Annotated in this window: 16 protein-coding genes; 12 read left to right on the top strand and 4 right to left on the bottom strand. The window is 71.7% G+C overall.

Annotated features, from left to right (window positions below; genetic code table 11):
* Position 1 precedes the first annotated feature (1 nt).
* The gene (locus ACTWQA_RS31090) at positions 2 to 1930 is read right to left on the bottom strand and encodes a beta-galactosidase (protein ID WP_443162583.1); all 1929 of its coding nucleotides are present in this window, start codon (positions 1928 to 1930) and stop codon (positions 2 to 4) included.
* Positions 1931 to 2281: 351 nt separating this feature from the next.
* Between ACTWQA_RS31090 and ACTWQA_RS31095 the strand changes: the two genes are divergently transcribed.
* The 6 genes from ACTWQA_RS31095 (at position 2282) to ACTWQA_RS31120 (ending at position 10433) form a co-directional block, all read left to right on the top strand.
* Positions 2282 to 3286 (top strand): LacI family DNA-binding transcriptional regulator, encoded by a 1005-nt coding sequence (locus tag ACTWQA_RS31095; RefSeq protein ID WP_443162584.1) that lies wholly within the window; start codon positions 2282 to 2284, stop codon positions 3284 to 3286.
* Complete coding sequence (locus tag ACTWQA_RS31100; protein WP_443162585.1) at positions 3283 to 4695, top strand: rhamnulokinase; 1413 nt, start codon at positions 3283 to 3285, stop codon at positions 4693 to 4695. The genes ACTWQA_RS31095 and ACTWQA_RS31100 overlap by 4 nt, the downstream gene beginning before the upstream one ends.
* Before the next feature lie 70 nt (positions 4696 to 4765).
* Positions 4766 to 7876, top strand: coding sequence for a formate dehydrogenase-N subunit alpha (gene fdnG / locus ACTWQA_RS31105; RefSeq protein ID WP_443162586.1), 3111 nt, complete (start codon positions 4766 to 4768; stop codon positions 7874 to 7876).
* A 3-nt stretch (positions 7877 to 7879) separates the two neighbouring features.
* Positions 7880 to 8764: a 4Fe-4S dicluster domain-containing protein gene (locus ACTWQA_RS31110; protein WP_443162587.1), complete on the top strand. Its 885-nt coding sequence runs from the start codon at positions 7880 to 7882 to the stop codon at positions 8762 to 8764.
* Positions 8761 to 9762, top strand: coding sequence for an NrfD/PsrC family molybdoenzyme membrane anchor subunit (gene nrfD / locus ACTWQA_RS31115; protein WP_443162588.1), 1002 nt, complete (start codon positions 8761 to 8763; stop codon positions 9760 to 9762). The genes ACTWQA_RS31110 and nrfD overlap by 4 nt, the downstream gene beginning before the upstream one ends.
* A gap of 134 nt (positions 9763 to 9896) precedes the next feature.
* Positions 9897 to 10433: an NUDIX hydrolase family protein gene (locus tag ACTWQA_RS31120; protein ID WP_305921726.1), complete on the top strand. Its 537-nt coding sequence runs from the start codon at positions 9897 to 9899 to the stop codon at positions 10431 to 10433.
* Between the two features lie 14 nt (positions 10434 to 10447).
* Here the strand turns inward: ACTWQA_RS31120 and ACTWQA_RS31125 are convergent, their stop codons facing one another.
* From ACTWQA_RS31125 to ACTWQA_RS31135, 3 genes are all read right to left on the bottom strand, one after another.
* Positions 10448 to 12079, bottom strand: coding sequence for an arylsulfatase (locus tag ACTWQA_RS31125; protein WP_443162589.1), 1632 nt, complete (start codon positions 12077 to 12079; stop codon positions 10448 to 10450).
* A 97-nt stretch (positions 12080 to 12176) separates the two neighbouring features.
* Positions 12177 to 13067 carry a sulfotransferase gene (locus ACTWQA_RS31130; RefSeq protein WP_443162590.1) on the bottom strand — a complete coding sequence of 297 codons (891 nt, stop codon included), beginning with the start codon at positions 13065 to 13067 and terminating at the stop codon, positions 12177 to 12179.
* Between the two features lie 68 nt (positions 13068 to 13135).
* Positions 13136 to 14017 carry a MurR/RpiR family transcriptional regulator gene (locus tag ACTWQA_RS31135; RefSeq protein WP_443162591.1) on the bottom strand — a complete coding sequence of 294 codons (882 nt, stop codon included), beginning with the start codon at positions 14015 to 14017 and terminating at the stop codon, positions 13136 to 13138.
* Positions 14018 to 14100: 83 nt separating this feature from the next.
* Here ACTWQA_RS31135 and ACTWQA_RS31140 point away from each other — a divergent pair, with 83 nt between their 5' ends.
* From ACTWQA_RS31140 to ACTWQA_RS31165, 6 genes are read left to right on the top strand one after another with little or no spacing between them, the layout of a single operon-like run.
* Complete coding sequence (locus ACTWQA_RS31140) at positions 14101 to 15648, top strand: ABC transporter substrate-binding protein (protein ID WP_443162592.1); 1548 nt, start codon at positions 14101 to 14103, stop codon at positions 15646 to 15648.
* The gene (locus ACTWQA_RS31145; RefSeq protein ID WP_443162593.1) at positions 15648 to 16616 is read left to right on the top strand and encodes an ABC transporter permease; all 969 of its coding nucleotides are present in this window, start codon (positions 15648 to 15650) and stop codon (positions 16614 to 16616) included. The genes ACTWQA_RS31140 and ACTWQA_RS31145 overlap by 1 nt, the downstream gene beginning before the upstream one ends.
* Positions 16613 to 17443, top strand: coding sequence for an ABC transporter permease (locus tag ACTWQA_RS31150; RefSeq protein ID WP_443162594.1), 831 nt, complete (start codon positions 16613 to 16615; stop codon positions 17441 to 17443). Before ACTWQA_RS31145 ends, ACTWQA_RS31150 begins: the two co-directional genes overlap by 4 nt.
* Positions 17440 to 18636 carry an anhydro-N-acetylmuramic acid kinase gene (locus ACTWQA_RS31155; RefSeq protein WP_443162595.1) on the top strand — a complete coding sequence of 399 codons (1197 nt, stop codon included), beginning with the start codon at positions 17440 to 17442 and terminating at the stop codon, positions 18634 to 18636. The genes ACTWQA_RS31150 and ACTWQA_RS31155 overlap by 4 nt, the downstream gene beginning before the upstream one ends.
* On the top strand, positions 18633 to 19673 hold the full coding sequence (locus ACTWQA_RS31160) for a serine hydrolase domain-containing protein (RefSeq protein WP_443162596.1): 1041 nt from the start codon (positions 18633 to 18635) through the stop codon (positions 19671 to 19673). The genes ACTWQA_RS31155 and ACTWQA_RS31160 overlap by 4 nt, the downstream gene beginning before the upstream one ends.
* Complete coding sequence (locus ACTWQA_RS31165; protein ID WP_443162597.1) at positions 19670 to 21262, top strand: ABC transporter ATP-binding protein; 1593 nt, start codon at positions 19670 to 19672, stop codon at positions 21260 to 21262. The genes ACTWQA_RS31160 and ACTWQA_RS31165 overlap by 4 nt, the downstream gene beginning before the upstream one ends.
* Positions 21263 to 21269 lie beyond the last annotated feature (7 nt).

The following is a 21269-nucleotide window of genomic DNA, read 5'->3' on the forward strand; positions in this document are numbered from 1 at the left end:
GTCAGGCGGGGAGGACAACGACGTCGCCGGCGGGCACGGTCACCTGGTCCCCCGCAGGCGTCGTCACGACGGCGTCCTCCTCCGTGTGGTTGATCGCGAACAGGAACGAGCGGCCGTCGGGGTGCGAGCGCCGCACCACCTCCACACCCGGGCCCGCCTTGGCGACGGGTTCGGCGCCCGCCTCGGCGCAGACGATGGCCATCACCTCGGCCAGCGCCTCGTCGTCCAGCCGGGTGGTCAGGTAGTGCGCGGCCCCGTCGCCCCAGGCGTTGCGGGTCCAGGCGGGCTCGCCGGTGGCGTAGGTGTCCAGGACCTTCGCCCCGCCGGCGTGCGCCAGTTCGCTCCACACGGTCCCCGTCGACCCCGACGCCAGCCGGATCGGCCCGTCCAGGGGGAAGAACTCCTCGACCGTCACCCCGAGCAGGTCACGCCACGCCCCCGGGTAACCGCCCAGCCGCACCCGGTCGTGCTCGTCCACGATCCCGCTGTACGGCCCGACGAGCGCGACCCCGCCCCGGCGGACGAAGTCCTCCAGGTTGGCCGCCCCCGCGTCGCTCACCAGGTAGAGCGCGGGCACCAGCACCAGGCGGTAGCCGGACAGGTCGGACTCGGGCCGGGCCAGGTCGCAGGTGACGCCCGCCCGCCACAGGGCGGCATGCCAGCGCTTGACCTCCTCGACCGGGTCCAGGTCCGCCGTCGGCTGGGCGGGATGGTCCTGGGCCCACACGCTGGAGTGGTCGAGCAGGATCGCCACGTCGGCCTTGACGGTGCTGCCCACCACCTCGGAGAGCCCGGCCAGCTCGCCGCCGAGCGCGGCGACCTCGCGGAAGATCTTGGTGTTGGTGCCAGCGTGCGGCAGCATCGCCGAGTGCCACTTCTCGGCGCCGGCGCGGGAGGCCCGCCATTGGAAGAACATGATCCCGTCGGCGCCCCTGGCCAGGTGCTGCAGCGAGTTGCGGCGCAGCTCACCGGGCGCCTTGGCGAGGTTACGGGGTTGCCAGTTGACCGCGCTCGTCGAGTGCTCCATCAGCAGCCACGGCCGCCCGCCGTTGAGCGAGCGCGCGTAGTCGGCGGCGAAGGCCAGGTCGATGTGCGGCTCGGCGCGGGCCCCGACCAGATAGTGGTCGGTCGAGACCACGTCGAGCTCGTCGGCGAAGGACCAGCAGTCCATCTCCCAGTGCGCGCCCGCCATCAGGTTCGTGGTCGCGGGCACGTCCGGGGTGATCGACTTGAGGAGGTCGCGCTCGGCGACGTACAGCTCGACGAGCGCGTCGGAGCTGAACCTGCGGAAGTCGAGCTGCTGGCCCGGGTTGGGGAAGCTGGGGGTGGCGCGGGGCGGCAGGATCTGGGCCCAGTCGCTGTAGCGCTGTGACCAGAAGGCGGTGCCCCACGCGTCGTTGAGCTCGTCCAGCGAGGCGTAGCGGTTGCGCAGCCAGGCGCGGAACGCCGCGGCGGAGGTGTCGCAGTAGCAGCGGGCGTTGTGGCAGCCGTACTCGTTGTGCACGTGCCACAGGGCCAGCGCCGGGTGCGCTCGGTAGCGCAGGGCCACCTGCTCGGCGATCCGCAACGCCTTCTCGCGGTAGATCGGCGAGCTGGGGCAGAAGCCCTGCCTGCTGCCGTGGTAGAGCCGCCGCCCGTCCGCGTCGACCGGTAGCGCCTCGGGGTAGGCGTCGGAGAACCACGGCGGCGGAGAGGCCGTCGGGGTCGCCAGGTTGGCCTGGATGCCGTTCGCGGCCAGCAGGTCCATCACCCGGTCGAACCAGCCGAAGTCGAACACCCCCTCGACGGGCTCCAGCATCGACCAGGAGAAGATCCCGACGCTGACCCTGTTGACGCCGGCCTCGCGCATCAGCGCGACATCCTGTTCCCACGTCTCCTCGGGCCACTGCTCGGGATTCCAGTCCCCGCCGTAGGCGATGACATCCGGCATGAGCCTGCCTTTCGAGTAACTGTTAGCGCTCATAGCTTGTTACGCCTGCGTGTACGGGGGATTAAAACGTTCCTCGCGCCTGCCGCACAAGACCTTTACGCCAGCGTGAGAGCGTAGCTCCAGGTCAGGGCGGAAGAAATCACCGTCGCCGCCGTCTTCGCCACCGCTGCTCGTGCGCCCGTGGGCACGGTTGTGGGTGAACCGATTCAATGCTGGACCGACAGCTTCGCCAGCCGCCGCCGGGAACTGCGAGGGGGCCGCGCCGCAGCCACGGCCTGGTTTCCCCTGGGCCGGGCGGTGTATGGGCGGCCATGTGGCGTCCTGTGCGTTTGTACATTTTAATTGGGCCCCATGGCCATGGTCAGCATCAAGGACGTCGCCGCGCACGCCGGCGTCTCCCCCGGCACGGTCTCCAACGTACTGAACCGGCCAAGCAAAGTCGCTCCCGCCACGCGGGAGCGGGTGGAGTCGGCGATCAGCGAGCTGGGCTTCGTCCGGCACGGCTCGGCTTCGACGCTGCGTGCCGGGCACAGCAGGACGATCGGCCTGAGCGTGATCGACATCGGCAACCCGTTCTTCACGGAGGTCGCCGCCGGGGTCGAGGACGTGGCCAGCGAGCTGGGCTACGCCGTCATCCTGGGCAACTCGGCGGGCTCGCAGGACAAGGAGGAGCGCAACCTGCGGGTGCTGGCCGAGCACCGGGTGCGCGGCGTGCTGATCACCCCGTCCGGCGAGGACCCGGCCAGACTCGATCGGATGCGCGAGCACAACATCAGCGTGGTGCTGGTCGACCACCCGGCGCACCGGCCCGACCAGTGCGCCGTCGCCGTGGACGACGTGGCGGGCGGCCGCGCCGCCGTCGCGCACCTGCTGTCCAAGGGCGCGCGCAGCGTCGCCTACATCACCGGACCGCTGACGATCAGGCAGTGCGTGGAGCGCCGCGAGGGCGCCAAGGCGGCCATGCGGCTCGCCGGGCTCGACCCCGGCGAGCTGCGGGTGGTGGAGGTCGCGACGATGACGGCCCGCGCGGGCGAGAAGGCGGCCGCCGAGCTGATGGCCGGCGGCCCCCTGCCGGAGGCCGTGTTCTGCGCCAACGACCTGCTCGCGCTCGGCATGCTGCGGGCTCTGCTCCGCTCCGGGGTGCGGGTGCCCGAGGACGTGGCGCTGATGGGCTACGACGACATCGAGTTCGCCGCCGCCTCGACGGTGTCGCTGAGCTCGATGCGCCAGCCCACCTATCAGCTCGGCCGCATCGCCACCGAGCTGCTGCTCGACGAGTGCGACAACCCCGAGACGCACGCTCACCAGCACATCATGTTCCAGCCGGAGCTGGTCGCCAGGGAGTCGACCCAATGAGCCGCCGTTTCGCCGCCGTGGACCTCGGAGCTTCCAGTGGCCGGGTGATGCTGGCCGATCTGTCCGACGGGTTGAAGCTGACAGAGGCGCATCGTTTCCCCAACGGCCCGGTGCGCGTGGCCGGCCGCCTCTACTGGGACATCCTCGGCCTTTACCGCGAGATCCTGGCGGGCCTGCGTGCCGCGGGCCCGGTGTCGTCGATCGGCGTGGACTCGTGGGCGGTCGACTACGGGCTGCTGGACGAGTCCGGCGCGTTGCTGGGCAACCCGGTGCACTATCGCGACGACCGCACGCAGGGCGTGGCCGAGCGGGTGGCCGAAGAGGTCGGCGCCGAGGCGCTGTATGAGGTGTCCGGGCTGCAGGTGCTGCCGTTCAACACGATCTACCAGCTGCTGGCCGACCGGCTGGACCAGGCGGCCACGATGCTGCTGATCCCCGATCTGCTCGGCTATTGGCTGACCGGCGAGCTGGGCGCGGAGGTGACCAACGCCTCGACGACGGGCCTGCTCGACGTGCGCACCAGGACGTGGGCGACCCCGCTGATCGAGCGGCTGGGGCTGCCGTCCGGGATCTTCCCGCCGCTGCGGCAGCCGGGCGAGGCGGTCGGCGGGCTGCGCCGGGACGTGGCCGCCGAGATCGGCTGGTCGGCGCCGGTCAGAGCGGTGGGCTCGCACGACACGGCCTCGGCCGTGGTCGCGGTGCCCGCCACCGGCCCGGCGTTCGCGTACGTCTCCTGCGGCACGTGGTCACTGGCCGGGGTGGAGCTGCCGGGTCCGGTGCTGACGCCGGACAGCCGCGCCGCGAACTTCACCAACGAGGCCGGCATCGACGGCACCGTCCGCTATCTGCGCAACGTCATGGGGCTGTGGCTGCTGCAGGAGTGCCTGCGCGCCTGGCCCGGCTCCGACCTCGGCGATCTGCTGAAGGCGGCGGCGGGCGAGCGGCCGTTCGCGGCCGTGGTCAACCCGGACGAGCCGGTGTTCCTGCCGCCGGGTGACATGCCGGCCAGGATCGCGGCCGAGTGCCGCCGCACCGGGCAGCGCCCGCCGGCCACCCCGGCGGCGTACGTGCGGTGCGTGCTGGAGAGCCTGGCGCTCGGGCACCGGCAGGCCATCCGGCAGGCCGTCGAGCTGTCGGGGCGCGACGTCGAGGTCGTGCACCTGGTGGGCGGCGGGTCCCGCAACGAGCTGCTGTGCCGGCTGACCGCGGACGCCTGCGGGCTGCCGGTGGTGGCCGGTCCCGCGGAGGCGACCACGTTCGGCAATGTGCTCGTGCAGGCCCGCGCGGCGGGGCTGGTCTCCGATCTGGCGGAGATGCGCACGCTGGTGGCCGCGGCCGAGCCGCTGCGCCGCTACGAGCCCTCCGGCGACGCCGGCGCGTGGGACGAGGCTGCCTCGCGCGTCTTCTGACCCCCTTTGACCTTGGTTTTCGCTCTGTCCGGTTCGGGCAAGAGTCGGACCAGGGGCATCGGGGGGTGTCATGGATTTCGCGTGGCCGCTGCTGCGGCAGCTGACCGGCAGAGACCGGTATGGGCGGGGACAGGCGGTGAAGTCCGCCCATACGGAGCGGCTGCGGGCGCGAACCGCCGACGCCGAGCGGGTGGTCAAGTCGGTGTGCCCGTACTGCGCGGTGGGCTGCGCCCAGAACGTGTACGTACGAGAGGGAAAGGTCGTCCAGATCGAGGGCGACCCGGACTCACCGGTCAGCAGGGGACGGCTGTGCCCGAAGGGCGCGGCCAGCCTCCAGCTCACCACCGCGTCGGGCCGTCAGCGCAAGGCGCTCTACCGGCCGCCGGGTGCGCCGGACTGGCAGGAGATCGACCTGGACACGGCCATGGACATGGTGGCCGACCGGATCATCGCCACCCGGCGCGAGACCTGGGAGTGGGAGCGGGACGGCCGGCGCACCGCCCGCACCATGGGCATCGCGAGCCTCGGCGGCGCCACGCTGGACAACGAGGAGAACTACCTCATCAAGAAGCTGCTGACGGCGCTCGACGTGGTGCAGATCGAGAACCAGGCACGGGTGTGCCACAGCTCGACCGTGGTGGGCCTGGGCACGTCGTTCGGTCGGGGCGGCGCCACCACGTTCATGCAGGACCTGCAGCACTCCGACTGCGTGGTCATCCAGGGCTCCAACTTCGCCGAGGCCCACCCGGTGGGCTTCCAGTGGGTGATGGAGGCCAAGGCGCGCGGCGCTGTGATCATCCATGTGGATCCGCGGTTCACCCGCACCAGTGCGCTGGCCGACCTGCACGTGCCCATCCGAGCCGGCTCCGACGTGGCCTTCCTCGGCGGGATCATCAACCACGTGCTGGAGAACGAGCTCTACTTCCGCGAGTACGTGGTCGACTACACCAACGCGGCCACCATCCTGCGCGAGGACTACCGCGACGCCGAGGACCTCGACGGCCTGTTCTCCGGCTTCGACCCGGGCACCCACACCTACGACCACGGCACCTGGCAGTACGAGGGCAGGGAAGTGAAGCGCGATGAGACGCTGCGGCATCCGCGCTGCGTGCTCAGCATCCTGCGCCGCCACTTCGCCCGCTACACGCCGGAGATGGTGGAGCAGACGTGCGGGGTGCCGCGCCGGCTGTTCGCGGAGGTGTGCCGGCACCTGACGGAGAACTCCGGGCCGGACAAGACGGCGGAGTTCGTCTACGCCGTGGGCTGGACGCAGCACAGCGACGGCTCCCAGTTCATCCGCACGGCGAGCATCCTGCAGCTGCTGCTGGGCAACATCGGCCGGCCGGGCGGCGGCATCCAGGCGCTGCGCGGGCACGCCAGCATCCAGGGCTCCAGCGACATCCCGACCCTGTTCAACATGCTGCCGGGGTACATCCCGATGCCGTACGCGCACGAGCACGAGCGGCTGCGCGACTTCCTGCACGCCGACGCCCCGCCCAAGGGGTTCTGGGCCAACATGCCCGCCTATCTAGTGAGCCTGCTCAAGGCGTGGTGGGGTGAGGCGGTGCGGCCGGACAACGACTTCGCCTTCGGCCACCTGCCCAGGCTGACGGGGTCGCACAGCACGTACGACACGGTCCTGGCGCAGCTCGACGGCACCTGCAAGGGCTACATCCTGCTCGGCGAGAACCCGGCCGTCGGCTCGGCCAACGCCAGGATGCAGCGCCTCGGCATGGCGAACCTGGACTGGCTGGTGGTGCGCGACCTCAACCTGATCGAGAGCGCCACCTGGTGGAAGGACGGCCCGGAGCTCGAGACGGGCGAGCTGCGTACCAAGGACATCCGCACCGAGGTGTTCTTCCTGCCCGCCGCCGCGCACACCGAGAAGAGCGGCAGCTTCACCAACACCAACCGGCTGCTGCAGTGGCACCACCAGGCCGTCGAGCCTGAGGGGGACGCCCGCAGCGACCTGTGGTTCATGTACCACCTGGGGCGGATCATCCGGGAGAAGCTGGCCGACTCGGAGGACCCGATGGACCGGCCCGTGCTGGACCTCACCTGGGACTACCCGGTCGAGGGCGCGACGGCCGAGCCGGACGCGGAGGCGGTGCAGGCCGAGATCAACGGCCGGGACGCGCAGGGACGGCCGCTGTCCGGCTACGCCGAGCTGCGGGACGACGGCTCCACCGCGTGCGGCTGCTGGATCTACTGCGGCGTGCGCGCCGACGGCGTCAACCAGGCCGCCCGCCGCAGACCCGCCGCCGAGCAGGACTGGATCGCCGCCGAATGGGCGTGGGCGTGGCCGGCCAACCGGCGCATCCTCTACAACCGGGCCTCGGCCAAGCCGGACGGCAGCCCGTGGAGCGAGCGCAAGAAGCTCGTCTGGTGGGACGGGAGCCGGTGGACCGGTTATGACGTGCCCGACTTCGAGGTGGACAAGAGCCCGGACTACCGGCCGCCGCCGGACGCGCGGGGGGCGGCGGCGCTGTCGGGCATCGACCCGTTCATCATGCAGGCCGACGGCAAGGGCTGGCTGTTCGCGCCCACCGGGGTGGTGGACGGGCCGCTGCCGGCGCATTACGAGCCGCAGGACTCGCCGGTGGCCAACCCCCTGTACGGGCACCAGCGCAACCCGGCCCGCAGGCTCTACCCGCACGAGGACAACCGGTATCACCCGAGCGGCGACGAGCCGGGCGCGTCAGTCTTCCCGTACGTGGTGACGACCTACCGGCTGACCGAGCATTTCACCGCGGGCGGCATGAGCCGGCACACGCCGTACCTGGCCGAGCTGCAACCGGAGATGTTCTGCGAGGTGTCGCCCGAGCTGGCCGCCGAGCGGGGGCTGGTGCACGGCGACTGGGCCACGATCATCACGGCCCGCAACGCCATCGAGGCGAGGGTGCTGGTCACCGACCGGATCGCGCCGCTGCACCTGAACGGGCGCACGCTGCACCAGATCGGCCTGCCGTTCCACTTCGGGCCGAACGGCCTGGCCAGGGGCGATGCGGCCAACGAGCTGTCGTCGATCTCGCTGGACCCCAACTCGCACATCCAGGAGGTCAAGGCGCTGTCGGCGGACATCCGGCCGGGGCGGCGGCCACGCGGCGCGGCGCTGCCCGAGCTCGTCGTGGCCTACTGGCAGCGGGCCGGAGTCACCGGCGACACCGGAATGGAGGCCTGAGCCATGGCCTTCGACCTGGACGAGGCGATCGGCGCCGGGCGGGTGGGGTTCTTCACCGACACCAGCGTCTGCATCGGCTGCAAGGCGTGCGAGGTGGCGTGCAAGGAGTGGAACGCCGTCCCCGAGGACGGGCTGACCTTCACCGGTATGTCGTACGACAACACGGTGGGCCTCGGGGCGGACACCTGGCGGCATGTGGCGTTCATCGAGCAGCGGCGGCCGCTCGGCCACCAGGAACCCGGGCTGAACGACCAGGACTTCCGCTGGCTGATGGCCTCCGACGTGTGCAAGCACTGTACGCACGCCGCCTGCCTGGACGTGTGCCCGACGGGGTCGTTGTTCCGCACCGAGCACGGGACGGTGGTGGTGCAGGAGGACGTGTGCAACGGCTGCGACTACTGCGTGCCGGCCTGCCCGTTCGGGGTGATCGGCAAGCGGGAGCGCGAGCAGGGCGGCACGGCGGCCAAGTGCACCATGTGCTACGACCGGCTGGGGGCGGGGCAGGAGCCGGCCTGCGCCAAGACGTGCCCCACGGACTCCATCCAGTTCGGCGACCTGGAGGAGTTGCGGGAGCGGGCGGAGCGGCGGCTGGAGCAGGTGCGCGAGGCCGGGGTCACCTCGGCGCGGCTGTACGGCCACGACACCGGTGACGGCGTGGGCGGCATGGGGGCGTTCTTCCTGCTGCTCGACGAGCCCGAGGTGTACGGCCTGCCACCCGACCCGGTGGTGACCACCAGGGACCTGCCGTCGATGTGGCGCCACGCCGGCGCCGCGGCCTTCGCCCTGCTGGCGGGAATGGCCGCCGCGGCCCTGCTACGGCGGCCGGCCGGCGCGGAGGCGGTGAGCTCAGCCCTCTTGGGCTCGGCCCCAGGACGGAGGAGATCATGAGCCAGACCGACGTGCGGTTGGACGGCTCGGCCGAGGTGCGGACCGAACGTGAGGCCACGCCGGGGTCCGCGGGCCCCAGGCCCCTGCGCCCCGGGACGGCCCAGCCGCAAGCAGGCTCCTACTACGGCCTGCCCGTGCTGAACGAGCCGACGTGGCAGGCCCCCGACATCGCCGGATACCTGTTCCTCGGCGGCCTGGCCGGGGCCTCGTCCACGCTGGCCGCCGCCGCCGAGCTGACCGGCCGGCCGCGCCTGGCCAGGGCGGCCAAGACCGGGGCGCTGTGCGCGCTCGGCGGGTCGCTCTACTCGCTGATCCACGACCTCGGCCGCCCCGAGCGGTTCGTCAACATGCTGCGCGTGTTCAAGGTGACCTCGCCGATGAGCGTCGGCACGTGGCTCCTGACCGCGTACGGCCCGCCGGCCGCCTGCGCGGCCGCCACCACACTGACGGGGCGTCTCCCCCGGCTGGGCCGGGCCGCCACGATCGGAGCCGGGCTGGCCGGGCCTGCGGTGGCCACCTACACGGCCGCGCTGATCTGCGACACCGCCGTGCCCGTCTGGCACGAAGGCTACCGCGAGATGCCGTTCCTGTTCGCCGGCTCGGCCGCCGCGGCGGCGGGCGGGCTCGGCATGCTGGCCGCGCCCCTGGCCGAGGCGGGCCCGGCCCGGCGGGTGGCGCTGCTGGGCGCCGCCGCCGGGTGCGCCGCCGCCCTCCGGATGGAGCGGCGGCTCGGGCCGCAGGCCGTGCCGCTCAAGCGCAGCAGGCTGCTGCGCGCGGGTGAGGCGCTGACGCTGGCCGGTGCGCTGGCCGGGATCGCCTTCGGCCGGCGCAGCAGGATCGCGGCCGTCGCGGCGGGGGCGGCGCTGCTGGCGGGATCGGCCTGCACCCGATTCGGGATCTTCCACGCAGGAACGGAGTCGGCGAACGACCCGACGTACACCGTCCAGCCGCAGCGCAAGCGGCTGGCGAAAGCGAGAGCGGAGCGTGATCTCCAATGAACCGTAAGATCGACGAGTATCTGCCCTTCCTGGGCTTCGTGATGGTGATCTGCACGGCGTCGTGGCTGGCCGGTCGTGCCCTGCCGGAGCCGGCCCGGGTACGCCGGTAGGTCGGGGGGACGTACGATCAGCCAATGACCGAAAAGACCGAAACGACGCCCAGCTGGTTGTCGCCGGAAGAGCTTGAGTCCGTCCGCGGCCAGCTGCCGATCCTCTACGTCGACGCGGTGCCGGTGCGCGTCGACGACACCGGCGTGGTCACCCGCGTCGGCCTGCTGCTGCGCATCGCGTCGGATGGAACGGTCAGCCGGGCGCTCGTCTCGGGCCGGGTGCTGTACTACGAGCGGGTCCGCGACGCGCTCCTGCGCCACCTGGAGAAGGACCTCGGCCCGGTGGCGCTCCCGCACATCCCGGCATCTCCGCAGCCGTTCACGGTCGCCGAGTATTTCCCGACGCCGGGCGTCACCCAGTACCACGATCCGCGTCAGCACGCCGTGTCCCTGGCCTACATCGTGCCCGTCGCGGGCGACTGCCGGCCCCGGCAGGACGCGCTGGACCTGGTGTGGTTCACCCCCGAGGAGGCGGCCTCGCCGATGGTGCAGCAGGAGATGCCCGGCGGGCAGGGGGTGCTGCTGAAGCAGGCCCTCGCACACGTGGGCTGTCTCCCCTGAGACCGGGTGAGGGCTCAGGGGGTGACGACGTCGGCGGGGAAGGCGCTCCTGCGGTGCACCTTGCGGAACAGGTGCGAGCGGCCGCCTGACTCGAAGTCGGCGAGGGCGACGACGCGGCTGCGGCTCCCCGCGGGCAGCGGGAAGCCGACCGCGATCGACATCCCCGGGTCCACCCGCGCCACCGTGTGCGCGCGGACCCGGCGCGGTCCGTCGAGCCCCAGCTTGACCTCGTTCCACGACACGGAGGAGCCGTTGTGCAGGGTCACGACGACCTCGTTGCCGACGATCTCCGTCTTCAGCCCGTACGGGATCCGCGGGTCGGGTCCGATCGACGCGTCCAGCGCGGTCATCAGCTCGTCGGTCAGGTTGGGCCGCGCCGCGGCGAGGTCGCGCTGCTCCCCGGGGTCGGCGGCCAGGTCGTACAGCTCGGTCCGGCCCTCAGGCCCGGCGCCGCCGATGTTGGGGGCGAACCTGACCGCCTTCCACCGGCCGCGGCGGATGGCCTGGGCCTTGCGCGGCCGGTTCCACACCAGGTGCTCGTGCTTGGGCGCGCCCGCGCCGGTGAGCAGGCCGCGGAAGGAGAGCCCGTCCAGGTTCGCCGGGGCCGGCACCTCGGCCAGGTCCGCCAGCGTCGGCAGCAGGTCCCAGGAGGCCACCGGCTGCTTGACCACGCGCGGCCGCAGCCGCGGCGACCAGGCGATCATCGGCACGCGGATGCCGCCCTCGTACACCTCGCGCTTGTCGCCGCGGAACGGTCCGTTGGAGTTGAACAGCGCGGGCGTCACGCCCTTCTCCCGGTGCGGGCCGTTGTCGCTGGTGAACAGCACGAGCGTGCGCTCGGCCACGCCCGCCTGGCGTAACGCGCGCAGCAGCGCCGCGACGTCGGTGTCGAGCCTGGCCACCTGCGCCGCGTGACGGCGGTTGGGACCGCTCCACGGCATGTCCTCGTACGGCCCGGCGTCGCCGGCGATCACGCTCGGCGAGTGCGGCAGTGTGCTGGCGAAGTAGAGCAGGAACGGGTCCTCGCCGCCCTGCCGGATGAACTCGACCGCCTGCTCGCGGAACAGGTGCGGCGCGTACGACGTGCCGTCCAGCTGCACCTTGGCCCCGTTGTGCCACAGGTACTTGGGAAAGTACTGGTGGGCGTGGCGGTGGCCGATGTAGCCGAAGAACTCGTCGAACCCGCGCATGTTCGGGTGCGAGACCTGACCGGCCAGCTCGGGCCCGAAGCCCCACTTGCCGATGCAGGCCGTCCGGTAGCCGGACAGCTGCAGCACCTCGGCGAAGGTGACGTCGGCGTCGGTGAGCGCGTGCTGCGGGCCGCCCTCGGGGTTCTCGCGTACGGTGCCGTGCCCGGCGTGCAGCCCGGTGAGCAGGGCGCAGCGTGAGGGGGCGCACAGCGGCGCCCCCGAGTACGCGGCCTCGAACCTGACGCCCTCGGCCGCCATCCGATCCAGGTTCGGCGTCCGGATCAGGCGCTGGCCCTGCACTCCTATCTCACCCCAGCCAAGGTCGTCGGCCAGGATGACGACGATGTTGGGACGCGACGGCAGGCCGTCAGGGTCGGCGGCCGATGCGGCGGACGGCACGGCGAGACTGGCGAGGGTTCCGGCTAGTAAAGCGCGGCGCGAGGGCCCGTTGATCACGACGGGCACCATATCGAAGCCCAAGGCGAACAGCGGGCAAATGGCGCACGAAACTCTGTCACAGACCTGAAACGGTTACCGTGCGGACTGGTTCTGGTCAGGAGAGGTACTCCCACTTCCGGCAGATCTCGTGCAGGGCCTCCGGCACCTCGTCGGGAGTCGGCAGCGGCCGCCCGGCGACGACGGTGCCGGTGCGGATCTTGTCCCGCCAGTCGCCGATGCCCTTGACGAAGCCGCCGTGGTCCTTGTTGCCGTAGGTGAGCATGCCCGGCTCCCATTCGAGGCCGAGGAACAGGCAGAGCCGGCGCAGCTCGGCCTCCGGGGCGGCGACCAGGTCCTCGTAGCGCATGGTCAGCCCGTCGAGGTGGGTCCGGGCCTCCTCCAGGTAGGTCATGTAGCTCAGCGTGCGCGGCACGGCCTCCTCCATGGGCCGCTTCTCGGGATCGGCCTCATGCCAGGACTGCACGATGGACATCGGGTGGCGCAGCAGGAAGATGAACCGCGCGTCCGGCCAGCAGGTCGCCAGGCGCCGCCAGACGAACACGTTGCTCGGCGTCTTCTCCACCAGGACCGGCTTGCCGCTGCGGGTCAGCTCCCGGTGCAGCATGCGGTCCCAGACGATGTGCTCGATGTCGCTGTGGGTGTGGCCGAGCGCCTCCATCGCCTGCCGTACGGGGTCGGTGCCGAGGCCGATGGTGATCCGCCGGAAGTGCGTCTCGATCGGGGAGTGCACCTGCGAATGGCTGTTGAGCATGACCCGCAGCAGCGTGGAGCCCGACCGCACGGACGACAGCAGGAAGGCCGGCTCGCGCAGCAGCCGGTCGTGCACCGGGTCGACGGGCGGGCGCACCGTGTCACCCGGGAGCCGCTGCAACTCCAGCGGGGGCTTCGGTGGAGGCGGCTTGGGCGGCTCCTTGCGCAGCCGCCGCGTCAAGGTGTATCCCGTCAGGCCCTCAAGCGTCGCGTTGGCCCGGTACTTCCAGCTCATGGCCCTACAAGGTAGAGATATCCAGTGAACCCCAGGTGAATCCGGTCTGTGAACATGCTGCGAGGAAACTAGGCGCGCTTGACCACGCGGCCGTGCACGACCGCGTACGTGGCGCGCAGCGCCTCCATCGACTCGTCGTAGGAGGCCTGCGCGACCCCGGTGAACAGGCAGTCGACCACCATGAGCTGGGCGATGCGGCTGCCCAGGGCACCGGAGCGGAACTGGGTCTCCCGCGCGGCCGTGGTGAGCGTCACGTCGGCCGCGCGGGCCAGTGGCGAGTCCAGGAAGTTCGTGATCGCGACCGTGGCGGCCCCCGAGTTGCGCGCGATCGACAGGAACTCGACCGTGTCCACGGTGGCGCCGGTGTGCGAGACCGCCACCGCGACGCAGGTGCCGTCGAGCGTGGCGGCCGAGGTCCAGGCCGAGTGCGGGTCGTGCCAGTTGATCGCGGTGCGCCCGATGCGGGACAACTTCTGCTGCAGGTCGAGCCCGACGAGCGCGCTCGCGCCCACGCCGAACGTGTCGATCCTGCGGGCGGCCCCCAGCAGCGCCACCGCCTCGGCCAGGGCCTTCATGTCCAGCGAACGGGCGGTGTCGGCGATGGACAACGTCTCGTTCATCGCCACCTTGGAGACGATGCCCTCCAGGCTGTCGTGGCGGTCGATGTCGCCGGACGCCTCCGGCAGGCTCGACGTGGCGAGCTCCTCCCTGGCCACTGCCCGGGTCAGGTCGATCCTGAAGTCCTGGTAGCGGGCGTACCCCATGCGGCGGTAGAAGCGCACCACCGACGTCGTGGAGGTGGCGCAGCGGGCGGCCAGGTCGGCGATGGACAGGTTCGCCGCCGCGGCCGGGTCCCCGGCGAACGCCTCCGCGATGCGCCGCTCGGACGGCCGCAGGGCGGGCATGGCGGCGCGGATGCGGATCAGCAAGGTGCCGTCGTCCTCGGCCATCGTCATCCATCCTGGGAGGGAAAAGAAAATACCCCAGTGGTAAGGTCTGCGTAATTTTATGACCTACTGCCTGAGGAGGCCACATGCCCCGTGGCGCGTTCTCCACGGTCGCCCTCACGGCGGCGCTGTCCATCGCCCTCACCAGCTGTTCATCCTCCTCCGGGCCCGGCACCGGCACCAGCACAGGCACGGGCGCCGCCAAGGGTCTCGTGGTCGGCGTCACCTCCGACCCGGACACGCTCTTCCCCTGGAAGGCCACCCAGTTCCAGGCCGTCAACGTGCTGCAGAACCTGTACGGGACGCTCACGGAGTTCGACAAGGACCTCAACGTGGTGCCCGGGCTGGCCGAGTCGTGGGAGACCTCCGAGGACGGCAAGACGCTCACGCTCAAGCTCCGGCAGGGCGTCACCTTCGCCGACGGCAGCGCGTTCGACTCCAAGGACGCCAAGCACTCCCTCGACAAGATCATGGACGAGGCCACGGCGGCGGTCGCCATGGCGTCGCTGTCGTCGGTGAAGTCGGTCGAGGCGCCCGACCCGGCCACGGTGGTGCTGAGCCTGACCGGGCCCGACGCCGCGCTGCCCGCCAACCTGGCCACGGTCAACATGGCGATGCTGTCCTCCGACGACACCGAGGAGAAGCTCAACGCCACCCCCAACGGCACCGGGCCGTTCACGCTGAGCAAGCGCGTGCCCAGCCAGTCGATCACCCTCGCCAGGAACGACACCTATTGGGGCAGTGAGAAGCCGAAGGTCCCCACGGTCGAGTTCCGGGTGATCCCCGACGAGTCGTCCATCGTCTCGGCGATGCAGTCGGGCAACGTGCAGCTGGCGGTCTTCAACGACCCGCTGGTCGCCCAGACCGCCGAGGGTGGCGGCACGATCACGGTCGCCAAGACGCCGCAGCTCAGCTACCACGTGCTCCAGCTCAACGCGCGCAAGGGCGATCTGAAGGACGTCAACGTGCGCCTGGCGATCCAGTGCGCGATCGACCGCAAGCAGGTGCTCGACACCGCCGCGCTCGGCGAGGGAGAGGTGAGCGGGCCCATCACGGCCACCGCGTTCAAGTCCGACCCGAACAAGCGTCCCTGCCCCAGCCGCGACCTCGCCAAGGCCGCCGACTACCTGAGCAAGGCCGGCAAGTCAGGCGGGGTGACCGTCAAGGCCATCGTCTCCCAGGGCGAGTACGCGACGTCCGTCAACGAGGCGCAGAACCTCAAGGCCCAGCTCGCCGAGGCCAAGATCAACCTGGAGCTGGAGGTGCTGGAGTCGGGGGCGTTCGTGGACCGCTGGGTGGCCGCCGACTTCGACGCGGCCGTCGCGCTGAACGGCGGCCGCCCCGACCCCGACGGCTCCTACGGCCGCTACTTCACCAGCAAGGGCAACCTCAACAAGGTCGCCGGCTACAGCTCCCCCGAGCTGGACCGGCTGTTCGCCGAAGGCAAGGCCACCACCGACCAGGCCGCCCGCAAGGCGATCTACGACCAGGTCGCCGCCCACCTGGAGGACAACGCCGCCTGGATCTGGCTGTTCTCCGGCTACACCTACACGGCCACGACCGCGGGCGTGCAGGGCTTCACGCCCATGGCCAACGGCTCGCTGCAGTATCTGCGCACCACGTCCGCCGGCTGATGCGCTCTCTCGTACGCAACCGCGTCGTCCGGCGGGTGGCGGGCACGCTCGGCACCCTCTTCGGGGTGGCCGTGTTCGTGTTCGTCATGCTCCGGGCGATTCCCGGCGACCAGATCACGGCGGGGCTCGGCACCGAGGCCGCCGCGCTCACCCCCGCCCAGCGGGCGGCGCTCGAGCGTTACTACGGCCTCGACCAGCCGCTGGTCACGCAGTTCTTCTCGTGGCTGGGCAACATGGTCACGGGGAACTTGGGCTACTCGGCGCGTAACCAGCAGAGCGTGCTCGACCTGACGTCGCAGTCGCTGCCGGTGACGTTCGAGCTGGCGGTGCTGTCGATCGCGCTGGCGCTGCTGATCGGCGTGCCGCTCGGCATGCTGTCGGCGTCGAAGGCCGGCGCCCCGCGGGACGCCGTGGGGCAGGCGGTGAGCCTGGCGGGTCTGTCGATCCCGGCGTTCCTCCTGGCCACGACGCTGCTGTCGATCTTCGCGGCGTCGTTCGGGTTCAACCCCAACGGGCAGGGCTTCGCGACGCTGCTGGAGGATCCGCTGCTCAACCTGCAGCAGATGGTGCTGCCCGCGCTCGTGCTCGGCTTCGGGATCGCGGCGCCGATCCTGCGCACCACCCGGGCGGCGGTGCTGGAGGTGCGCTCGCACGACTTCGTGCGCACCGCCCGCGCCAAGGGGGTGCCGGAGCGGCTGCTGCAGGTCAGACACGTGCTCGGCAACGCGCTCGTGCCGATCGTGACGATGACCGGCCTGCAGTTCGGCTATCTGCTCGGCGGCGCGGTCGTGGTCGAGCAGATCTTCTCGGTGCCGGGCATCGGCCGGCAGGTGCTGCTGGGCATCCAGCAGAAGGAGTACGCGGTGGTGCAGAGCACGGTGCTGGTGATCGCGCTGGCGTTCGTGCTGGTCAATCTGCTGACCGACGTGCTCTACCGGATCATCGACCCGCGGGTGAGGGCGTCGTGACGGCTCTGCGCAGGAGTCCCGCCGCGCTGGCGGGCTCGGTCATCCTCGTCGTGCTGGCCGGGGTGGCGGTGCTGGCGTACTTCGGGCTGCTGCCGTACGACCCGATCGCGCAGAACCCGCCGGCGCGGTTCCGGTCGCCGTCGGGCGCGCACCTGTTCGGCACCGACCAGTTCGGCAGGGACGTGTTCTCGCGGGTGGCTGCCGGGGTGGGGAACTCGGCGCTCATCGCGGTCGTGGCGGTGGCGTTCGCGACCGTGATCGGCACGCTCGGCGGGCTCGTGTCGGGTTTCTACCGCGGCTGGGCCGACGGGGCGATCGGCGGGGTGACGAACGTGCTGTTCGCGTTCCCGCCGCTGCTGCTGGCGTTGTCGCTGGCCGCGGTGCTGGACCGCAACTGGTTCACGATCGCCGTGGCGATCGCCATCGTGTACGTGCCCATCTTCATCCGCGTCACCCGCGGCCCGGTGTTGTCGCTCAGGGAGATCGAGTACGTGAAGGCGGCGGTCGCCACGGGCCTGAGCCGCGCGCAGATCATGGTGCGGCACGTGCTGCCGAACATCACCTCGATCATCGTGGTCCAGGTGGCGCTGTCGCTGTCGTGGGCGGTGCTGACGGAGGCGTCGCTGAGTTTCCTGGGCCTGGGCACGCCGCCGCCGGCCCCGTCGCTCGGCTCGATGATCTTCGAGGCGCGCAGCCTGGTGTTCGTGGCCCCGTGGACGCTGATCGCGCCGGGCGCGGTCGTCGTGCTGCTCGTGGTGGGGTTGAATCTGCTGGGTGACGGCCTGCGTGACACGCTTGACCCGCGTAATCGAGGAAGGCGCTCATGAGGGTTCTCGGGATGATCTCCGGCACCTCGCACGACGGGATCGACGTGGCCGTCGTCGATTTCTCGCGTGCCGGTGAGGTGCTGGAGGGCCGGGTGGGGCACACGGCGAGCACGCCGTACAGCGGCGAGCTGCGGGCCCGGCTGATCGCGGCGCTGCCGCCGGCCAGGACGACGCTGGCGGAGGTGTGCGTGCTGGACACGCTCATCGGGCAGAGCTTCGCCGCGGCCGCCGCCGAGGCGATCGAGCGGGGCGGTCCCGTCGATCTGATCGTGTCGCACGGGCAGACGGTGTTCCACTGGGTGGAGGGTTCGCAGGCGCGGGGCACGCTGCAGATCGGGCAGCCCGCGTGGATCGCCGAGCGAACCGGCGTTCCCGTGCTGTCGGATGTGCGCATCCGCGACATCACGGCGGGCGGGCACGGGGCTCCGCTGGTGTCGGTGCTCGACGGGCTGCTGCTGGGCGGGCAGCCCGGCGGGGCCGGGGCGCTCAACCTGGGCGGCATCGCGAACATGACCGTCGTGCGCGGGGGTGAGCTGTTCGCCTACGACATCGGCCCGGCGAACGCGCTGATCGACGCCGTGGTGACGAGCCGGCGGCTGAACAGCCGGGGGTTCGACGAGGACGGCGCGATCGCGGCGTCGGGGCGCGCCGACGCCCGGCTGCTGGAGGTGCTGCTCGACGAGCCCTACTACCGGCTGCCCGCCCCCAAGAGCACCGGCAAGGAGCTGTTCCACCTGGGATATGTGGAGGCCGCGCTGGCCAGAGCGGGTCTGCGGGCCGGCGGCACCGGCCCGGCGGCGACCGGCACGATCGGCGATGCGGATCTGGTGGCGACGCTGACCGAGCTGACCGTGCGCACCGTCGCCGACGACGTGCGTGCCGCCGGCGTCAGCGCCCTGGTCGTCTCGGGCGGCGGATGCCGCAACCCCGTCATCATGCGCGGGCTGCGCGCGGCGCTGCCCGGCGTGGAGGTGGCGCCGTCCGACGCGTTCGGCGCGCCCGCCGACGACAAGGAGGCCATCGCGTTCGCCCTGATCGGCTGGCTGACCGCGCACGGTCTGCCCGGCACGGTGCCCGGCGGGACGGGCGCGCGGTCCGCCCGCGTCCTCGGCACGCTGACGCCGGGCGCGGGCCCGCTCGTCCTGCCCGCCCCGATGGCCGAACCGCCCCGTTCGCTGGTGCTGACCCGATGAGCCCGGACGAGCCCGCCGGCCTGGTCATGGCCGCGCGCACGCCCTGGTTCGAGCTGACCGAGTGCACCGGGCACCGGACCGTGCGCGTGGAGGGCGGCGAGCTCTCGGGCGAGGCGCCCATGACCCTGGACACCTACCACGACCTGGCCTCCGTCACGAAGATCGTGGCGACCACGACCGCGCTCATGCGCCTGGTGTCGGAGCGGCTGGTGGACCTGGACGCGCCACTGAGCGCGTACCTGCCGCGGTCGTACGAGGCGATCACCGTGCGGGAGCTGCTCCTGCACCGGGGCGGGTTGTGGGAATGGTGGCCGCTCTACATCCAGGCGCAGCCACCGCCGCCGCGTTACCGGCCCGGCCGCGCGCGGCACTACTCCGACCTCGGCTTCATCCTGCTCGGCCGGATCGTCACGGCCGCGACGGGGCTGCGGCTGGACCGGGCGGTGGCCGAGCTGGTCACCCGGCCGCTCGGCCTCACCCAGACCACGTACGCCCGCCCCACGGGCACCGAGGTGGCCATGAGCGCCCTGGACGACCGGGTCGAGATGACCATGCTCGACACCGGAAGGCCGTACCCGGTCCCGTACCGCAGCACCGACTTCACCCGCTGGCGGCGCGAGCCCGTGCTCGGCCAGGTGGCCGACGGCAACGCCTACCACGCGCTCGACGGGGTCGCCGGGCATGCCGGGCTGTTCTCGACCGTGCCCGACCTGCTCAAATACTGCGCCGCGCTGTCCCGGTACGAGGAGCACGACCGGCTGTGGCGGCCCGAGGTCGTCCGGGAGTTCTTCGCCCCGGGGCCGGACCCCGAGCAGGCGCTCGGCTTCCGCCGCTACTCCCTGGACCTGGCGGGCGAGACGGTCACGGTGCTCGGGCACCCCGGCCACGTGGGCTGCGCGATCGGCTTCGTGCCCGGCCGGGACGTCTCCCTGGTCGTGGCGAGCAACCGCCTGCTCGTCGCGGGCGCCCCGACGCCGGCCGAGGAGCTCTGGCACCGCCTGCTGCAGGCCACCACGCAACGATCGAGGACCGCATGAATAGCCCGCTCCTGGAGATCCGCGACCTGTCGGTCGCCTTCCGCACCCGCAGGCAGGACGTCACCGTCGTCAAGAACGTCTCCATGGAGATCATGCCGGGCCAGACGGTCGCGGTGGTCGGCGAGTCGGGATCGGGCAAGTCCACCACGGCCGCCGCGGTCAACCGGCTGCTGCCCGACAACGGCCGCATCACCTCCGGCCGGGTCGTGTTCGAGGGACGCGACCTGGCGACGGCGAGCGAGCGGGAGATGACCTCGATCCGCGGCGCCGGCATCGGCCTGGTCCCGCAGGACCCCATGTCCAACCTCAATCCGCTGCTGCGCATCGGTGACCAGATCGCCGAGGCCCTGGAGGTGCACGGCGTGGCCGCCGGGAAGGCGGCGCGGGCACGCGTGCTGGAGCTGCTGGACATGGTGGGCATCCCCGACCCGGCGCGGCGGGTCGGGCAGTACCCGCACGAGTTCTCCGGCGGCATGCGGCAGCGGGCGCTGATCGCCATGGGGCTGGCCTGCCGGCCGCGGCTGCTCATCGCCGACGAGCCGACCTCAGCGCTGGACGTGACCGTGCAACGGCGCATCCTCGACCAGCTCGAGCGGCTCACCGCGGACATGGGCACGGCTGTGTTCCTCATCACGCACGACCTGGCGCTGGCGGCCGAGCGGGCCGATGTCGTGGCCGTCATGTACCAGGGCGAGATCGTCGAGACCGGGCCGGCGGAGCGGATCCTGGCCGAGCCGGAGCACGACTACACCAAGCGGCTGCTGCGGGCCGTGCCGAGCCTGTCGTCGGTGCGAGTGGCCCGTCCGGAGACGGCGGCGGAGGACCTGGTGGTGGTCGACGGCCTGCGCAAGGTGTTCCCGATCAGGGGCACGGGTGAGGAGCTGACCGCGGTGGACGCGGTCTCCTTCACCATCCCGCGGGGCCGTACCGTGTCGATCGTGGGCGAGTCGGGCTCCGGCAAGTCGACGACCGCGAACCTGCTGCTCGGGCTGGACGACGCCACCGCGGGCAGCATCCGCTTCGACGGCACGGACCTGGCCGGGCTCGGGCGGCGTGAGTTGTTCGCGTTCCGCCGGCGGGTGCAGCCGGTGTTCCAGAACCCGTACGCCTCGCTCGACCCCCGCTACACCGTGGAGAAGTCGATCACGGAGCCGCTGCGCGTGCACGGCGTCGGCACGGCGGCCGAGCGCCGCAAGAGCGCCGCCGAGCTGCTGGAGAAGGTGTCGTTGCCGGCCTCGCTGGGCGAGCGGCTGCCGCATGAGCTGTCCGGCGGCCAGCGCCAGCGCGTGGCCATCGCGCGGGCGCTGGCGCTCTCGCCGGAGCTGGTCGTGCTCGACGAGGCCGTCTCGGCGCTCGACGTGATCGTCCAGGCGCAGATCCTGGAGCTGCTCGCCGCGCTGCAGCGGGAGCTGGGACTGAGCTACCTGTTCATCAGCCACGACCTGGCCGTGGTACGGATGATCTCCGATGCGGTGCACGTGATGCGCGACGGGCGGATCGTGGAGAGCGGCACGACCGACGAGATCTTCGACCGTCCCGCCGACGACTACACCCGGGAGCTGCTGGCCGCGATCCCGGGCGGGCCCTGACCGCGCG

The sequence above is a fragment of the Nonomuraea sp. 10N515B genome (genome assembly GCF_052245915.1).
Taxonomy (GTDB): Bacteria; Actinomycetota; Actinomycetes; order Streptosporangiales; family Streptosporangiaceae; genus Nonomuraea.